This is a genomic window from Capnocytophaga canimorsus (assembly GCF_002302565.1).
GTDB classification, from domain to species: domain Bacteria; phylum Bacteroidota; class Bacteroidia; order Flavobacteriales; family Flavobacteriaceae; genus Capnocytophaga; species Capnocytophaga canimorsus.
Genome location: NZ_CP022382.1, coordinates 1,075,415 through 1,092,255, shown reverse-complemented (window position 1 = coordinate 1,092,255; position 16,841 = coordinate 1,075,415). Strand labels below are relative to the sequence as shown.

Below are 16,841 nucleotides of genomic sequence, written 5' to 3'. Positions count from 1 at the left end.
AATGACACGCATATTAGCTTTAGATTATGGAACAAAGCGAACAGGTATTGCCGTAACAGACCCCTTGCAAATTATCGCTTCAGGGCTGACTACGGTTGCCACTCCACAGCTTCTTGATTTTTTAAAAACTTATTTAAGTAAAGAATCCGTTTCAGAAATTGTAATTGGTAAACCCAAACGGCTTAATAATGAGGTGTCGGAGAGTGAGGCTTATATTACTACATTTGTTAAACAACTTGAAAAAACATTTCCAGAGGTACGCTTCGTTCGTGTCGATGAGCGTTTTACTTCAAAAATGGCTTTCCAGTCGCTTATTGATAGTGGCGTCAAAAAAAAACAACGACAAAATAAAGCATTGGTAGATGAAGTGAGTGCTACCCTGATATTACAATCATATCTAGAGCAGAAAAATAGATATTAAGTGTAAATTAAAGAAAATCTGTTGTTTGTATTTCTAATAATCAATAGGAGGAGATACATTTTGTAAAAATCGATGTTTCAAACTATTTTTGTAGTCCTCTAATAAGGGCTGGTGTTACTCTTAGTTGAAAACAATAAAAATTATCACATTCAAATGAAAAGTATCCGTTGGAATGAATATGCCGTGTTTGCATATCGTATTTTTTTAGTGTACTTGTTTTATTTTTTTGCCAGAATATTGTTTCTGATATTCAATGTCGAAGCCGTAGGAAAAGTGACTGCTAGGCAAATAGGTTCGTTTTTCTATTATGGAATTGCTTTTGATACCACGGCGATATTGTACGTCAATCTGCTTTTTATATTGCTGAGCGTCCTTCCTCTTTTGATAAATACCAAGCCTTATTTCCAGAAAATAATTTTTTGGGTTTATTTTCTGACCAATGCTTTAGCTTATGCTACCAATTTTATTGATATGGTGTATTATCCATTTAGTAAGTCAAGGCTTACGACGGCTTCGTTTGCCGTGGTTGAGAATGAGCAAAATAAGGGGACTTTCTTGCTTACTTTTCTAACAATGTATTGGTATGTTTTACTGATTTTCATCGTATTGTTAGCATTGTGGGTTTTTCTGTATCAGAGAGTAAAAATAAGGCAAGATAATAGAAAAAAAACTTGGCGATATTGGGTGGCTTCATTTGTAGCTTTTGTTTTTATAGGAGTGGGTGTAGTGGCAGGTATTCGTGGGGGTGATTTGGCAACAGCAACACGTCCCATTAACATTCTCGATGCTAGTCGGCACGTACAAATAGCAGCCCACGCAGATGCTATTCTAAACACGCCTTTTACGCTGATTCGGACTTTTGGAAAAAATAAAGGATTTAAAGAATATCATTTTGTAGATGAGAAATATATAAAAGAAAACGTACAACCGATAAAAATGTACTCTCGAGAGATGAAAGAACGCCCTAATGTGGTTATTTTCATTTTGGAAAGTTTTTCGAGAGAATATTGGGGAAGTATGAATACCTCTCGTAATATTCCTAATTTTGAGTCGTTTACTCCTTTTTTGGATTCTTTGGCACAACACGCTTATGTTTTTGATAATGCGTATAGTAACGGCAGACAGTCCATTCACGGAATGTCTTCTATTTTAGCAGGAATTCCTACTTTTCAGGTTGCTTATACTTCATCACCTTTTGTAAAGCAATCTACAGAATCTATTGTGTCGGTATGTAATGCTATGGGGTATGATACTTCGTTTTTTCACTCGGCACCCAATGGTTCAATGGGTTTTCTAGGATTTTCAAATATTTTAGGATACAAACATTATTACGGAAAAACACAATATAACAATGATGCTGATTATGACGGGATTTGGGGGATTTGGGACGAGCCTTTTATGCAGTATATGAATACTGTTTTAAGCGATAAAAATCAGCCTTTTATGGCTACTATTTTTACGGTTTCGTCACATCATCCGTATAAAATTCCTGAGCAGTACGAAGGTAAATTTAAACAAGGGTACGTAAATATACATCCTTGTATTGGTTATACGGATTATGCTCTGAAGCGTTTCTTTGAAAGCGCTCAAAAAGAGCCTTGGTTTGAAAATACCATTTTTGCTTTCACTGCCGACCACCCCAATACAGTGTATTATGATTTATATCGTCAACCGATAACCTCAACTGGAATCCCGATTATGTTTTATAGCCCTAATCCGAATTGGGTTGGCGTAGGTAAGTCTAGCGATATCGCACAACAAATTGACATTTATCCTACTTTGACAGATTTGATAGGCTATAACCAGCCTATACGAAGTTGGGGGCGTAGTCTTTTTTCGGATAAAGAATCGCCTAGAGCTTATATTTCAAATGCTCAATTTTATCAGTTAATGCAAGGAAATTATATTTATGTAATGAATCCGGAAGGAAAACTCAATGGTGTGTATAAAGTTGAAGATGAGGCTCTAAAAGAGAATTTGTTAGGCAAAGAAAATAATACTGAAATTGAAAAAGGCACCCAAGATTTACGTGCTTTTATGCAAGATTATATGCATCGAATCATACAGCAAAAATTAGGTAGCCCCAACTAGCTAAAAGCGAAATTTTATTTTCACGCCTAAATTCATTACATTTGACCAAAATTCAGTAAGAAATTAGTTATTAAATCGTTAAAAATCAATTATTATGATAATAAAACCAAGAACACGCGGATTTATATGCCTTACTTCTCATCCTGAAGGAACGGCTCAAAACATTAAAAATCAGATAGCATACGTTCGCAATCAAGGAAAGATAACAAATGCTCCCAAGAAAGTATTAGTTATAGGCGCTTCTACGGGGTTTGGAATGTCGTCAAGAATTGTTTCTGCTTTTGGCGGTGGCGCTGCTACGGTGGGAGTGTTTTTTGAAAAACCAGCCACCGAAGGCAAGCCTGGTACATCGGGTTGGTACAATTCGGCAGCTTTTGAAAAGGAAGCTCACGCAGCGGGGTTTTATGCCAAATCCATCAATGGCGATGCCTTTTCCGATGAGGTAAAAAAACAAACTATTGATTTGATAAAAAAAGATTTAGGTCAGGTGGATTTGGTGGTGTATAGTCTGGCATCACCACGTAGGACTCACCCTAAAACTGGAGTTGCTTACGCTTCGGTACTCAAGCCTATTGGTAAGCCTTACGTAAATAAAACGGTAGATTTTCATACAGGAGTGGTTTCCGAAGTTACTATAAATCCAGTAGAGACACAAGAAGAAATAGAAAACACTGTAGCTGTAATGGGGGGCGAGGATTGGAAATTTTGGTTGGAAGAACTGCAAAAAGCTGGAGTTTTAGCTCAGGGAGTGAAAACAGTAGCTTATTCTTATATAGGACCAGAGCTTACTTTTCCCATCTATAGAAATGGAACTATCGGTAAGGCGAAAGATGATTTGGAAGCTACTGCCTTTACTATTACTGATCTTTTGAAAGAGGTTTCAGGGAAGGCGTATGTCTCTGTGAATAAAGCTTTAGTGACGCAGTCCAGCTCGGCTATTCCTGTGGTGCCTTTGTATATTTCGCTATTGTACAAGGTGATGAAAGAAAAGGGAATTCACGAGGGAACAATCGAACAAATATATCGTCTGTTTAACGAAAGGCTATATACTGAAGAGGGTAATGTGCCTTTAGATGAAAAAGGACGTATTCGTATTGATGATTGGGAGATGCGTGATGATGTTCAAGCGGAAGTAGCTCGTTTGTGGGAGATGGCAACTACTGAAAATTTAAGTGGAATTTCAGATATTGAAGGCTATCGAAATGATTTCTTTAATCTGTTTGGGTTTAACTATGATGTTATTGACTATGATGCAGATACCAATGAAATGGTAGAAGTGCCTAGTATAAAATAGGTAATGGAATAGTAATACAAAAAAATCCTGAGAGGAAATTTCTTTTCAGGATTTTTTGTTTATTTGATTATTATTTTTGATTTTCTTCTAAAATAGGGGCTGGAATCACACAATCGGGGTTGGCTTTAATCATTAAATTCATATTCGAAGGCGATACATAAGGAATGCCTATTCCTGCGCCACGCAAAATAAATAGAATTCCCATAATTATAATGAAAACAGGTACCGATTTTTGAACGTACCTTTTGGTTTTGTTGCTTAAAAAGTTCCCCAAATAAATAGCGACGGTAAGTAGCGGAACGGTACCTAACCCAAATACAAACATATAAAATAAGGTCTGTGGAAGTGTGTCTTGTGCTAAAGCTCCGAATAGCGCCATATAGACCAATCCGCAGGGTAAAAATCCGTTAAAAAAACCAATGGTAAAGGTTGAGAAAGCGTTTTTGTTACGTAGTTCTTTCCCTAAAGAGTGTTTTATTTTTCCTACCCAGAGGTAAATAGGCTTGTCAAAAAATGAGAGTTTAATTTTGAACAAAGGTAAGATAACGATGAGAATCATTAAAATTCCTACCAAAATAGAAAATGTTTGCTGATAGTCACGTATGAATAACCCTTTGCCTAAAAGCCCAAAAACAAGTCCTAAAGTCGTGTAGGTAAGTGCTTTTCCTAGATGGTAGGCGACTATTTGTAGGGCTTTTATCAGCGGATGCTTATGATGTAGAGGTAACAACAAAGTTAGCGGGCCGCACATACCCACGCAGTGAAAACTTCCCAAGAAACCTAATATGAAAGCGGTGTAAATCAAGGGTTTATTTGATGTTTATTTTATGTGTACTCATATATTCTTCGCCCTGCCAAACGTAGTTAATTTGAATATTCCAACGTCCTTGAGCTAACTGCTCCATTGGTATGAACATTTGCCCAGCGTGTACTTGTATTGGTAATTGAAAGTCTTTGGATTTGTCCGAAGGGCGATAGAAGTTAACAAAACCTTGAATGTCTTTTTGATTAGGAAAATTCAAGGAAAGTCCCCTTTCACCAATTTCAATTTTTACAGTCATATGGTCTTTTTGGGTTTTGTTTTCTTTTTGTAAAGATTCCTGAAAAGCCAATTCTTTTTTGTAATATTCCTCGGTAACCAACTCGTGATCATATTTTTTATTTGTACTCATCTGAATTACAAAGTACAAGATAAATGCAATAAAAAAAACAAAAGCTAGAACGATGCCTGTTCCCCAATTTATTTTCATAGTGATTTTATTTTTAGAGGTTTAAATAAAAATTACTCTCGTTTGTTGAGTTTTAAGAAAAACTTGTGCAAAGGTACAAAATAATAACTGATTTCTCATTAGATTCACCCGATTGTATTATTTGTTCATCGGTAAACAAGTTGATTTGATGAGAATTAGAGCCGATTTAACGAAGTTTCGTTTTTTATAAGTTTTTTGATTGTACAAAAATGTTATCTTTGCAAATTGCAGTGCTGTGGTATTGTTTTTGTGGAACTTCACCGAGCAATTTTTTCTGCCTAATTCAAATATATAAAAAATGATTTTACCCATTATAGCTTACGGTGACCCCGTGTTACGTAAGGTTTGTGCTGACATTACGCCCGATTATCCGAACCTAAAAACATTGATTGATAATATGTTTCAAACCATGGAAGCCAGTCACGGTGTAGGTTTGGCAGCCCCTCAAATAGGGCTTCCCATACGTTTGTTTGTCATTGATGCTGAGCCTTTCAGTGATGATGAAGATTTAAGTGAAGAAGAACGTACTCTACTTAAAAATTTTCGTAAGGTTTTTATTAATGCCAAAATTGTTGAAGAAACGGGCGAAAAATGGTCCTTTAACGAGGGATGTTTGAGTATCCCAGGGGTTCGGGAAGATGTGTCTCGCCACGAAACACTTACCATCGAATTTTTGGATGAACATTTTCAACCACAAAGGTTGACAGTAGGTGGCTTAGCAGCTCGAGTTATTCAGCACGAGTATGATCATATTCAGGGCATTTTGTTTACCGACAAGCTGTCTGCTTTCAAAAAACAACTTCTTAAGGGAAAACTTGCCAACATTAGTAAGGGAAAGGTAAATGTAGATTATCGTATGCGCTTTCCTGAAGCTAAAAGAACAAGATAACAAAAATTAATCATTTAAAAAATAAATTCACTATGAAATTGAATAAAGTATTAGCCATTTCAGGCAAACCTGGATTGTATTATTTAGAATCACAAACCCGTAGTGGCTTTTTGGCTACCTCTTTGTTAGACGGGAAGCGTATGAGCGTGGGGATTCGTAATAATGTAAGTTTATTGTCAGAAATTGCGGTATATACTTTGGAAAAAGAAGTGCCTCTTTCAAAGGTGTTTCAAGCCATTAAAGAGAAAGAAAACGGAGGTCAAACCCAAATATCGCATAAGGCAGATAAAACCGAATTAGAGGCTTATTTTTTTAGTGTACTTCCTGATTATGATGAAGATAAGGTGTATGCCAGTGATATGCGAAAAATTATTCAATGGTATAATCTTCTTATTGATAAAGGATTTTTAGATGCAGAGGATGTTGTTGAGGAGATTGAGCAAGAAGAAAATCAAGCCTAAATCTGATAAAAATAACTTAGCAGATGAAAATACACGCACTTGAAAATCATCAACAAGCACAAGGTGAAGCTGTAATTTATGTGGTTGACACTATCGGCAAACTGCCTGAAGGAGTACAAGCGCACGTTAAAAAATATCTGGAAAAAAAGCAAAATACGGTAATTTCAATACCTTTTTTTGAAAAACCCGTGGTGGTGGCGTTGCTAATTGAAAAAACAAACAAACATACCGATAATTGGGAAAAGGCGCGTTTTGCAGGGCATCAAATATGTTGTCTTTTAAAGAAAGAATCCTACGCATCGGCGTATTTTGTTTCGGAGTTTGATACAGCCACAACCGTATCACTTTTGGAGGGTATGTTTTTGAGTGACTATCAGTTTACTAAATATAAAACAGAGAAAAAAGAAGAATGTAATTTAATCTTGTATGCCCATTTTTCCAAGTCGATAGCTCAAGAACTTACTCATATTATTCAGGGCGTGAATATTGCTCGTGATTTGGTGAATGAACCTGTTTCTACCTTAAATACGACTCGATTTTCTGAGGAAATGTTAGCTTTGGGTAATCAGTTTGGTTTTGAGGTTAATGTGTTGAATAAGACGCAAATTAGCACCCTAAAAATGGGAGGTTTATTAGGGGTTAATGCGGGTAGTGAAATTCCGCCTACGTTCAATGTGCTTACTTGGAGTCCACCCAATGCAGTTAATAAAAATCCGTATGTTTTCGTTGGAAAAGGAGTAGTTTACGATACCGGAGGCTATAATATCAAGCCAGGAAGCTATATGGATACAATGAAATCGGATATGGCGGGAGCCGCTGCTGTGGTAGGGCTGTTTTGTGCTGTGGCAAAAAATAACCTTCCTGTGCATATCATTGGGTTAATTCCAGCTACTGATAATCGTGTGAATTCCAATGCTTTTGTTTCTGATGATATTTTAACAATGATGAACGGAACTACCGTTGAGGTTAAAAATACAGATGCTGAAGGACGACTTATACTTGCCGACGCCTTGGTATATGCCCAACGTTATCAACCCAAATTAGTTATTGATTTGGCAACTCTTACTGGTGCTGCTGCCCGAATTACAGGGCATTACGGAAGTGCCTTTATGGGGAATGCTTCCGAAGTGATTAAAAAACAACTCAAAACATCAGGAGAAAATGTACACGAGCGTTTGGTAGAGCTTCCGTTTTGGGATGAGTTTGCTGATGATTTAAAATCGAATATTGCGGATATCAAGAATTTAGGAAATCCAGAGGGAGGTGCCTCTTCAGCAGGAAAGTTTTTAGAGCATTTTACCGATTATCCTTGGCTACATATTGATATTGCGGGTTCGGCTTTTTTAAATTCGGAATACCGGTATTATAAGGCAGGAGCTACGGGAGTAGGAGTACGATTGCTTTACGATTTTTTAAAAGAAGAAGTAGTTTAAAGTATTGATTTAAAACAAAATACAATCTGAAAAACAAAATATTTTTCAGATTGTATTTTTATTTATTGCGTTTGTCTTCACCCCAAAGCAATTTATTTCTCAGGGTGTTTAAGAAACTTCGGTCTTGAAATTCAATCATTTTTACAGCAAAATGAGCTTTGCGCAGAATTACTGAAACTTTATTAGAAACCGATTCTAAGCGAGAATCCATAGAAACGTAATAACTTTTTTCACGTCCGTAAATTGTTAAATGAATTTCGGTGTCATCAGGAATGACAAGGGGTCTTGCGTTGAGGTTATGAGGAGCAATGGGGGTAAGGACAAAGTTTTGTGCCTGAGGAGTAATTACAGGTCCACCGCAACTTAGTGAATATCCAGTAGAGCCCGTTGGCGTGGCAACAATCAGTCCGTCAGCCCAATATGAGGTCAAAAATTCGCCATTGAGCCAAGTATCAATAGTGATCATTGAAGTGGTATTTTTTCGAGTAACGGTAACTTCGTTTAAGGCAAAATTAATATCGCTCAAAGGCATACCGTTTTCTTTAGTAAAAACTTCAATGACACTGCGTGATTTAATCAAATAGGTTTTGTTTCGTAAAGCCTCAAACATTGCTTTAAGTTCATCTTTCTGTATAGTAGCCAAAAAGCCTAACCGACCAGCATTGATTCCTAATATGGGGATGCCTGTGTCTCTAACATAAGTAATGGCGCGTAAAATAGTACCATCGCCCCCTATGGTAAGCATTACATCAAAAGAGGCATCTAAGTCTGAAAAATGGGCGAAAGACTTCAGATGGTTCAAATTCGAAAATTTGCTTTTTAGCGCTGCAAGTAGCTTCTGCTCTACATAAACTTCTTCAGAGACTAGAAATTCCGAGAATAAATCCGAAAAAACTTTCTTGTAACTTTCAGAATATTGTTGGGCGTAAATGGCTATTTTCATAGTTATAGCGTTAAATATTTTTCAAAGTAATCTGAGTTTTCATTCAGTTGGTTAAGGTATAAATCATCTTCTTTTTGTAAAACGATGGTGTAACCATAACGCCGAAACGTTTGCAAAATTTCCGAAAGTCCACCCCCAAAAATTTTAAGGGTAATTTGTACCTTTCCGTTTGTCATATCCGAAACGAAAGCACCTAATATCTTAGCTTGATTGCTTTCCACGATTTGTGAAATTTCGCTGAGTGAGTAATCAATATCATTTCGTTCCAAAACGATGAAACTTCCTAATTCCTTAAGAAAAGGTGTTTCTGAAAACAAATGAATAAAATCAATGAGTGAAAAATAGCCTAAATATTGGTTTTTTTCATCGGTAACAGGAAGGATGTTGGTGTCAAATTTGCCAAAAGTTTCCAAAGCTTCTTGCCAATGTACATTGGGCAGTACGTGATATCTTTCCAAATCATAACTCAATGATGCTACCGTATCTTGAGGGGTGCTTTCAAGAATGCTTTCTTTAGGAAGCATACCCACAAGTAGCTCATTGTGTAAAATGGGTAAGTGTGTAAGGTTTTGTTTTTCAAACAGATGAATTAAATCCTTTGCCAATGTTTCATACGTAATCAAAGGCAAGTCTGTTCGTAATGAATTAAATACAGCCATAAGAGAGATGTTTTCGGCAAGATAATAAAAATTAGTGAAAAAAAACCTATTTTTAATAGGTTGATTTTTAGGTTTTTGATTGTATTTACACTTGCAAAATTCCCAAATTAAATGATTTTTCGATAGGGCCGTGATTAGCAGCCTCAATACCGATTGAAATCCATTTGCGGGTTTCGAGCGGGTCGATAATAGCATCTGTCCATAGTCGGGCGGCAGCATAGTATGGTGAAATCTGCTCATCATATTTTGATTTTATCTTATCGTACAACGCTTGTTCTTGCTCCTTACTAATTTCCTGACCTTTGCTTTTGAGTGAAGCAGTTTCGATTTGCAACAAAACCTTAGCAGCTTGATTTCCCCCCATTACAGCAATATTTCCACTATGCCACGAAACGATTAAACGCGGGTCGTACGCCTTTCCACACATCGCATAATTTCCTGCACCATAGGAATTCCCAACAACAATAGTGAATTTAGGCACCACTGAATTTGCCACCGCATTTACCATTTTCGCTCCGTCTTTAATGATACCGCCGTGTTCAGATTTTGACCCCACCATAAAGCCTGTAACATCTTGCAGAAACACCAAGGGAATTTTCTTTTGATTACAATTAGCTATAAATCGGGTGGCCTTATCCGCACTATCGGAATAAATTACACCACCAAATTGCATTTCACCTTTTTTGGTTTTCACCACTTTACGTTGATTGGCAACAATTCCTACTGCCCAACCATCAATTCGAGCATATCCTGTGATGAGTGTTTGTCCGTAACCTGCTTTGTATTCATCAAATTCAGAATTATCCACCAGACGAAGGATAATTTCCATCATATCAAACTGTTCTGCTCGTGATTTAGGCAAAATACCATAAATTTCCTGCGGATTTTTCAGTGGTTTTTGAGCTTCAACACGATTGAATCCTGCTTTTTCATAAGCACCGATTTTTGCCATCGTTCGCTTGATTCTGTCCAATGCATCTTTGTCATCTCTGGCTTTAAAATCGGTCACTCCACTGATTTCACAATGCGTAGTAGCTCCACCAAGCGTTTCATTATCAATATCTTCCCCAATAGCTGCCTTTACCAAATAACTTCCTGCCAGAAAGATGCTTCCTGTTTTATCCACAATCAGAGCTTCATCGCTCATAATGGGCAAGTAGGCTCCACCTGCAACACAACTTCCCATAACAGCTGCGATTTGCGTGATACCCATACTACTCATTATCGCATTATTACGGAAAATTCGTCCGAAATGTTCTTTGTCGGGGAAAATTTCGTCCTGCATTGGCAAATACACCCCAGCACTATCCACCAAATAGATGATTGGTAAACGATTTTCGATGGCAATTTCTTGAGCACGAAGATTTTTCTTGCCCGTGATAGGAAACCAAGCTCCTGCCTTTACAGTAGCATCATTTGCTACCACAACACATTGTTTTCCTGACACATAGCCAATTACAACCACCACCCCAGCCGATGGGCAACCACCGTGTTCGGGATACATTCCTTCTCCTGCAAAAGCGCCTATCTCGATATGTTCTTTATCCTTATCTAACAGATATTCAATGCGTTCACGAGCGGATAGCTTCCCTTGTTGGTGCAATTTTTCAAGGCGTTTTTTACCACCTCCTTCTTTTACTTTAGCTAATCTCCTGCGTAATTCGCTTATTTCAAGCTTATTAAAATCTTCATTGATGTTAAATTGGATATCCATTACTCGTTAAAGGTTTTTCGGGCTAAATTACAAAAACAGATTTTATAAAAACGTCTTTTGTCAAAAAATTCCGATATTTGCAGTTACTATTAACAAATTTACAAATCAACTAACTCAATAAATCTAGTAACAATGGGAATGAATAAAAATACAGTTTTAGGATATGCTACACTGATTATGATTATTGTAGGTTTGGGACTCATAGCCTTAGGAATATTTCGATATAATGATAGTGCTGGCATAGGATTTGCATCTGTAGGTATCGGCTTTTTTGCCATTGCTTGGGTTTTTAATGCTTTAAAGGGACGCGTTTAAATGTGTTTTTTTGAGCATTATCTTACTTTTTTGTTTAAAATAAAACACTTAAAATAATCTATGAAAACATTCAAATCAATCCCCGAAACGTTTAAAATTACGCCTTTTAATCAGAATACATACCTGATAAATGGAGAATTACGTACTTGGGAAGGAAAAATGACCGAAATATATTCAACTATTTCTGCTACAGAAAATTACCAGCCTACTCTTTTAGGAAGCGTACCAGATATGGGGGAAAAAGAAGCTTTGGAAGCCTTACAATCTTCCTGTGAGGCTTATAACAAAGGTAAGGGGTTATGGCCCACTATGAAGGTAAAAGACCGCATCGTTTGTATGGAAAAATTCCTTAAAATAATGAAAACCAAACGAGAAGAGGTGGTTAAACTTATGATGTGGGAAATCGGTAAAAGTTTGGAGGATTCTCGCAAGGAATTCGACAGAACCGTTGAATACATTTACGACACCATCGAGGAATACAAACAACTAGACCGTGATTCTTCACGGTTTGTAAAGCGTGATGGCGTTTATGCGCACATACGCCGAGGTCCTTTAGGTGTGGTACTTTGTTTAGGACCTTATAACTATCCGCTTAATGAGACTTTTGCTTTGCTTATTCCTGCTGTGATTATGGGCAATACGGTTATTTTCAAGCCAGCCAAACACGGAGTATTGTTGCTTTCACCGCTTTTGGAAGCCTTTGCTCATAGTTTTCCTAATGGGGTGGTTAATATTCTTTACGGAAGAGGACGTACTGTGGCTCCACCCGTGATGAATAGTGGTAGAATAGATGTGTTGGCGCTTATCGGCAATAGCAAATCGGCAATAGCACTACAAGATCAACATCCTAACAAAAACCGATTGCGTTTGGTTTTGGGCTTGGAGGCTAAAAATCCGGCAATTGTACTGCCCGATGCCGATTTGGATGTAGCTATTGAAGAGTGTGTACAAGGAGCTTTGTCCTTCAATGGGCAGCGATGTACAGCGCTAAAAATTATTTATGTACACAAAAGTATTGAAAAGGAATTCATCAGAAGATTTTCAAAACGTGTGGATGAATTAAAATTCGGAAATCCGTGGGAAGATGGCGTAAAACTAACGCCTCTTCCTGAAAAGGAAAAACCAGCTTATATTCAAGAGTTAATTCAAGATGCCATAGCAAAAGGTGCTGAAATTAAGAACGAAAAGGGCGGAATTCGTACTGAAAATTTTATATTTCCAGCTGTTCTTTCCCCAATAACCACCGATATGCGGGTATATCACGAAGAGCAATTCGGACCAGTAGTCCCTATAAAAACCTTTACACAAACCGACGAGGTGATTGATGAAATTTCAAATTCAAAGTATGGGCAACAGGTCAGTTTATTTGGTAAAGACGTTTACGAACTTTCACCACTTATTGATAATTTAGTAAATTTGGTTTGCCGTGTGAACCTCAATAGTTTATGCCAGCGAGGTCCTGATGTTTTTCCATTTACAGGGAGAAAAGATTCGGCGGTAAGTACTTTGAGTGTTCACGATGCGTTACGCTCTTTTTCAATTCGAACTTTTGTAGCTTCAAAAGATAATTCATATAACAACGAAATAATTGAAAATCTGTTACGTACAGGAGTTTCTAATTTTGTGAATACCGATTATATACTATAAATTAAAAAACGGCGAGTTATGAAAAGATTTATTTTGTTTGGTCTTTTGCTCGGAAATGTTGCTTTTGCACAAGAAACCATTTCATTATCTGTTCGACAGAGAGAGGAATTGAGGGAAAACTCTTGGGTTCGTGAAATTCCTTTTGAAAAAGTGCAAATTGCTTCTTTGGGTAATTGTATCGAAGATTTTTATGTGAATCCGTATCAGGCTTCTGAAATGATGATATTACCCAAGCAAGGAGGGATTTGGCTTACTACCGATGCTGGAGTTTCTTTTGCATCGCTTTTTGACCATCAGCCTACACAACAAATTCTGGCGGCGGCAGTTGATTGGAAAAATCAACTGATTTGGGCAGCGACACCCTACGGGCTTTTCCGTTCGGAGGATAAAGGGAAAACGTGGTCATTTAGTGGATTGTCATCAATGCAAAATATTTCTTGTATTACCATAAATCCGTCAAATCCTCAAGAGGTTTTGGTAGGAGTACAAGGTAATGGCTTTGCCGCAGACGAAAAAACAGGGATTTTTCAAACTACCGATGGTGGTAAAACTTGGCAACAAAAACTTTTTGTAGGTACTCGTACTGGTATTCATCAGATTGTACGTACTGAAGATGCTAATGTGCTATATGCTACGGCTTGGCAAATGAATAATTCGCAATGGCAGTCAGAACCTTTTGGTAAACAAAGTAGTGTCTATAAAAGTGAAGATGGCGGACGTTCTTGGAAGAAAATAACCATCAATAACGGATTTGCCAGTCAAGAACATATTGGTAAGATAGGACTTGCCGTATTCGATAAAAATAGGGTTTATGCCGTGGTGGACAATCGGGCTTCAAGAACCAGAAAAACCAGTCAGAGTGTAGAAAAGGTGCAAAACATTCATCTGTCGAATATTGATTTTGAAAAAATGAATGAAACCGAGTTCTTGCAAATAGATAATCAAAAGTTAGATGCTTATTTGCATCGTATGGGATGGCACCAAATGTATTCGGCAAATAATTTAAAACAGATGATTGCCTCTGGGGTAACTTCACCTGCACGACTCCTGAATTATTTAGCACTTAAACCTCAAGAAGTGATTGGCGCAGAGGTATATGTAACTAAAGATGGAGGCAAAACGTGGCAAAAAACACATCAATTACCATTAGATGATTTATTCTATCAAAGTGGCGAAGATTTTGCTAATATTGCCGTAAATCCTAAAAATGCGGAAGAAATATTTGTGGGAGGATTTGCCCTACTCAAATCCGAGGACGGAGGGAGTACTTGGGCTAATACTAGTGCCGTTACTTTACAAGATAAATACCTGAAAATAAAGTATCATCCAGTGCATCACCATATTGTTTATGTAGCGACCAATAAGGGGCTTTCGGTTTCTTTTGATTCAGGCAAAAGTTGGATTTTGAAACATATGACTCAGTCCGTTTCTGCCCATAAAATAGCGTATGATGAGACTAATAATACGTTGTATTTGGCAACAAATCAAGGAGTTATGGGGGCTAATGATGAGGTATGGCATAAAATACATCCTTCAGGAAATCAGATAGTTGCTGCCGAAGCTCAAGTCTATGTTGGAGAAAAATACGGTAGCTTTGTTGGGCTTAACACCTCAAAAAATACAACTGCTCGTTTTGATGTGCCATACGCTTTTGAAGACAAAGCTCCTCTACGCTTTAATAAAACTGCTCCAATGCTTATATCTTCTCAAAATAAAGATATTATCTATTTAGGAAGTAATAAGTTACATATTTCTATGGATGCAGGTAAAAATTGGCGTACCATTTCAGAGGATTTGACCAATGGTGACAAAAAAGGCAACAAAGCCTACGGAACCCTTACTGCTATTGCCGAATCTCCTTTTCTTTTTGGGCTTATCTATACTGGAAGTGATGATGGTATGGTACGTATTAGTAAAAATGGAGGAGTTTCTTGGCAATTGATATACAATGCCTTCCCCAAACCTTTGCGAGTTTCAAGTATTGTGGCTTCCAAACACCGTCGTGAGAAAGCAATAGTAGCATTTTATGATGAAAATAATGGAAATCAGCCCTTTCTTTTTTTAACGCACGATTATGGAAAAACGTGGACGGATATTCGTACCGATTTACCCAACGAACGTGTTTTGGTGGTTAAAGAAGACCCTAAAAACGAACAGATTATATACGTGGGTACCGAAAACGGATTATATGTTTCTTTCAATAATGGCGAAAATTGGCATCCATTTGTAAAACAGCTCCCTAATACAGCCATTAAGGATATTTATATTCATCCGAAAGATGGTACGATGTATGTTGTTGCTTCTGGAAGTGGAGTATATAGAACCAATATTAGTCTGATACAATCATTACGCGCTGCTATTGTAGCTCAAGATTTTTATCCGCTTGAGGAAAAAGTAACGGTTCAGTATACTAATAGTTGGGGCAATACTTGGAGCCAATGGGCTGAACCCGTTACACCCACTGTAGTTTTTCACGCTTTTGCCAATGGTAGCAAATCCGTAAAGGTGAAAATTAAGAAAGATGATGTAGTTTTGCAATCTTTTACGCATCAAGCCAACGAAGGGTTTAATTACATTACTTACGATTTAACCATTTCAGATGTTGGAAAAGTAATGTATGAAAGGAAGTTACAAAAACTCATTTTTACCACAGCGGTAAATGGTAAAGTATATCTTCCTAAAGGAAAATACACCATAGTTTTTTCTACTGAAAATACAGAGGAGGAACGTACCTTAGAGATATTATAAGAAAAACGGACGGCTTAAAAACCGTCCGTTTTTTTAAAGTTCCATAAGCACCACTCCCAAACCAATGGTAGTTTGCTTGTGATTGTATTCTATTAGCGAGTCTCCGAATCCGTGTGAGGCTTGAAACATTGCTTTTAAATCGCCTTTTATGGGGAAGATATACGAAAACTCAGCATATCCTCTGTTTTTAGTAAAACTTAGATTATTGCGTATCGATAAATTGAAAAGGTGTTTTTTGTAAGAATAAATGGTGTTAAACTCCGCTCTTCCTACGTATTTAGTGATTTCAGGATTGTCGTCTTCTTTGTTATCTTCTGTAAATCGCCACCAATAATGTGTAATGAAAATAAAGTTTCGCCATTCGTGTGCTGTGGTTAAAATTATCCGATTCCAACTGCGGGAAAGTGTCTGTTCTTTTCCGTTAGATTGATGATTTAAAGAAAGATTTATCATTCGCCATTTAAAGTCGCCAATACTAAAATTCAACGGAGCGACAAACATTATTTCGGGCTCATAATTTAGCTCACGAAATGGTCGGGAAAGCTCCTCGTTGTACACTTGCCAATATGACTTTTGCGTAAAACCAACCCAAATATCGCAATCCCAAAAAGCATCTTGAATGATTTTTGATTTTAAGCTGATTTGAAATTTGGTTTCCATCCTTTGATAATCTTTATAAGGAGGAATTCCTCTAGAAGGATTAAAGTTAGTAGGTTGTTTATTTACTTTATCCGTAAGACGAAAAGGCAAGATGTAATTCGGGCGATAAATTTGTAATTTTAGGGTGCCTCGCTCGGTATAGTTATCTAACTCCCATATTTGGGAAAGGGAACTACCCAATTGCACAGCAGGTTTTTTGTCTATAGGAAGCAAACTGTCTTTTTTGTTGATTTCTTGAGAATTGACTTGTTGATATGCACAAAACATACCCAATAAAAACAACAGATATTTATGTTTCATAATATGTTTTTGTTTT

15 protein-coding genes are annotated in these 16,841 nt (G+C 37.2%); 9 read left to right on the top strand and 6 right to left on the bottom strand.

The genetic code is table 11. The features are described 5' to 3' along the window. The first annotated feature begins 1 nt into the window (after window position 1). From ruvX to fabV, 3 genes are all read left to right on the top strand, one after another. Window positions 2–421 (top strand): Holliday junction resolvase RuvX, encoded by a 420-nt coding sequence (gene ruvX, locus CGC47_RS04745; protein ID WP_013997913.1) that lies wholly within the window; start codon window positions 2–4, stop codon window positions 419–421. Window positions 422–574: 153 nt separating this feature from the next. Then, the gene (locus CGC47_RS04740; protein WP_042002133.1) at window positions 575–2,512 is read left to right on the top strand and encodes an LTA synthase family protein; all 1,938 of its coding nucleotides are present in this window, start codon (window positions 575–577) and stop codon (window positions 2,510–2,512) included. A gap of 94 nt (window positions 2,513–2,606) precedes the next feature. Continuing rightward, the gene (fabV, locus tag CGC47_RS04735) at window positions 2,607–3,806 is read left to right on the top strand and encodes an enoyl-ACP reductase FabV (protein WP_042002052.1); all 1,200 of its coding nucleotides are present in this window, start codon (window positions 2,607–2,609) and stop codon (window positions 3,804–3,806) included. Between the two features lie 70 nt (window positions 3,807–3,876). On the opposite strand, the gene CGC47_RS04730 is transcribed toward fabV, so the two are convergent. Together CGC47_RS04730 and CGC47_RS04725 are read right to left on the bottom strand one after the other, a co-directional pair. After that, window positions 3,877–4,611 (bottom strand): sulfite exporter TauE/SafE family protein, encoded by a 735-nt coding sequence (locus CGC47_RS04730; protein ID WP_042002055.1) that lies wholly within the window; start codon window positions 4,609–4,611, stop codon window positions 3,877–3,879. A gap of 4 nt (window positions 4,612–4,615) precedes the next feature. Beyond that, window positions 4,616–5,056, bottom strand: coding sequence for a FixH family protein (locus CGC47_RS04725; RefSeq protein ID WP_042002058.1), 441 nt, complete (start codon window positions 5,054–5,056; stop codon window positions 4,616–4,618). Window positions 5,057–5,354: 298 nt separating this feature from the next. Between CGC47_RS04725 and def the strand changes: the two genes are divergently transcribed. The 3 genes from def to CGC47_RS04705 are packed head-to-tail and all read left to right on the top strand — an operon-like array spanning window position 5,355 to window position 7,839. Beyond that, on the top strand, window positions 5,355–5,945 hold the full coding sequence (def, locus tag CGC47_RS04715; RefSeq protein WP_013997919.1) for a peptide deformylase: 591 nt from the start codon (window positions 5,355–5,357) through the stop codon (window positions 5,943–5,945). A 32-nt stretch (window positions 5,946–5,977) separates the two neighbouring features. Continuing rightward, entirely contained in the window at window positions 5,978–6,406 is a 429-nt protein-coding gene (locus CGC47_RS04710; protein WP_095900062.1) for a DUF5606 family protein, read from the top strand. A gap of 23 nt (window positions 6,407–6,429) precedes the next feature. Then, entirely contained in the window at window positions 6,430–7,839 is a 1,410-nt protein-coding gene (locus CGC47_RS04705; RefSeq protein WP_095900061.1) for a leucyl aminopeptidase family protein, read from the top strand. 58 nt (window positions 7,840–7,897) lie between these two features. Here the strand turns inward: CGC47_RS04705 and CGC47_RS04700 are convergent, their stop codons facing one another. The 3 genes from CGC47_RS04700 to CGC47_RS04690 form a co-directional block, all read right to left on the bottom strand. Next, a complete protein-coding gene (locus CGC47_RS04700; protein WP_042002061.1) occupies window positions 7,898–8,782 on the bottom strand; it encodes an NAD kinase in 885 nt (294 codons plus the stop codon). A gap of 2 nt (window positions 8,783–8,784) precedes the next feature. Then, window positions 8,785–9,441 (bottom strand): CBS domain-containing protein, encoded by a 657-nt coding sequence (locus CGC47_RS04695; protein ID WP_042002064.1) that lies wholly within the window; start codon window positions 9,439–9,441, stop codon window positions 8,785–8,787. 85 nt (window positions 9,442–9,526) lie between these two features. Next, entirely contained in the window at window positions 9,527–11,155 is a 1,629-nt protein-coding gene (locus tag CGC47_RS04690; RefSeq protein ID WP_042002067.1) for an acyl-CoA carboxylase subunit beta, read from the bottom strand. Window positions 11,156–11,293: 138 nt separating this feature from the next. Between CGC47_RS04690 and CGC47_RS04685 the strand changes: the two genes are divergently transcribed. Genes CGC47_RS04685 through CGC47_RS04675 form a run of 3 tightly spaced genes read left to right on the top strand, consistent with a single transcriptional unit; the run spans window position 11,294 to window position 15,865 of the window. Further along, on the top strand, window positions 11,294–11,470 hold the full coding sequence (locus tag CGC47_RS04685; RefSeq protein ID WP_172915144.1) for a CAL67264 family membrane protein: 177 nt from the start codon (window positions 11,294–11,296) through the stop codon (window positions 11,468–11,470). A gap of 60 nt (window positions 11,471–11,530) precedes the next feature. Continuing rightward, the gene (locus tag CGC47_RS04680; RefSeq protein ID WP_042002070.1) at window positions 11,531–13,117 is read left to right on the top strand and encodes an NADP-dependent glyceraldehyde-3-phosphate dehydrogenase; all 1,587 of its coding nucleotides are present in this window, start codon (window positions 11,531–11,533) and stop codon (window positions 13,115–13,117) included. An 18-nt stretch (window positions 13,118–13,135) separates the two neighbouring features. Continuing rightward, window positions 13,136–15,865: a WD40/YVTN/BNR-like repeat-containing protein gene (locus tag CGC47_RS04675; RefSeq protein ID WP_042002073.1), complete on the top strand. Its 2,730-nt coding sequence runs from the start codon at window positions 13,136–13,138 to the stop codon at window positions 15,863–15,865. Window positions 15,866–15,898: 33 nt separating this feature from the next. Here the strand turns inward: CGC47_RS04675 and CGC47_RS04670 are convergent, their stop codons facing one another. Beyond that, a complete protein-coding gene (locus CGC47_RS04670) occupies window positions 15,899–16,825 on the bottom strand; it encodes a phospholipase A (RefSeq protein WP_042002076.1) in 927 nt (308 codons plus the stop codon). Window positions 16,826–16,841 lie beyond the last annotated feature (16 nt).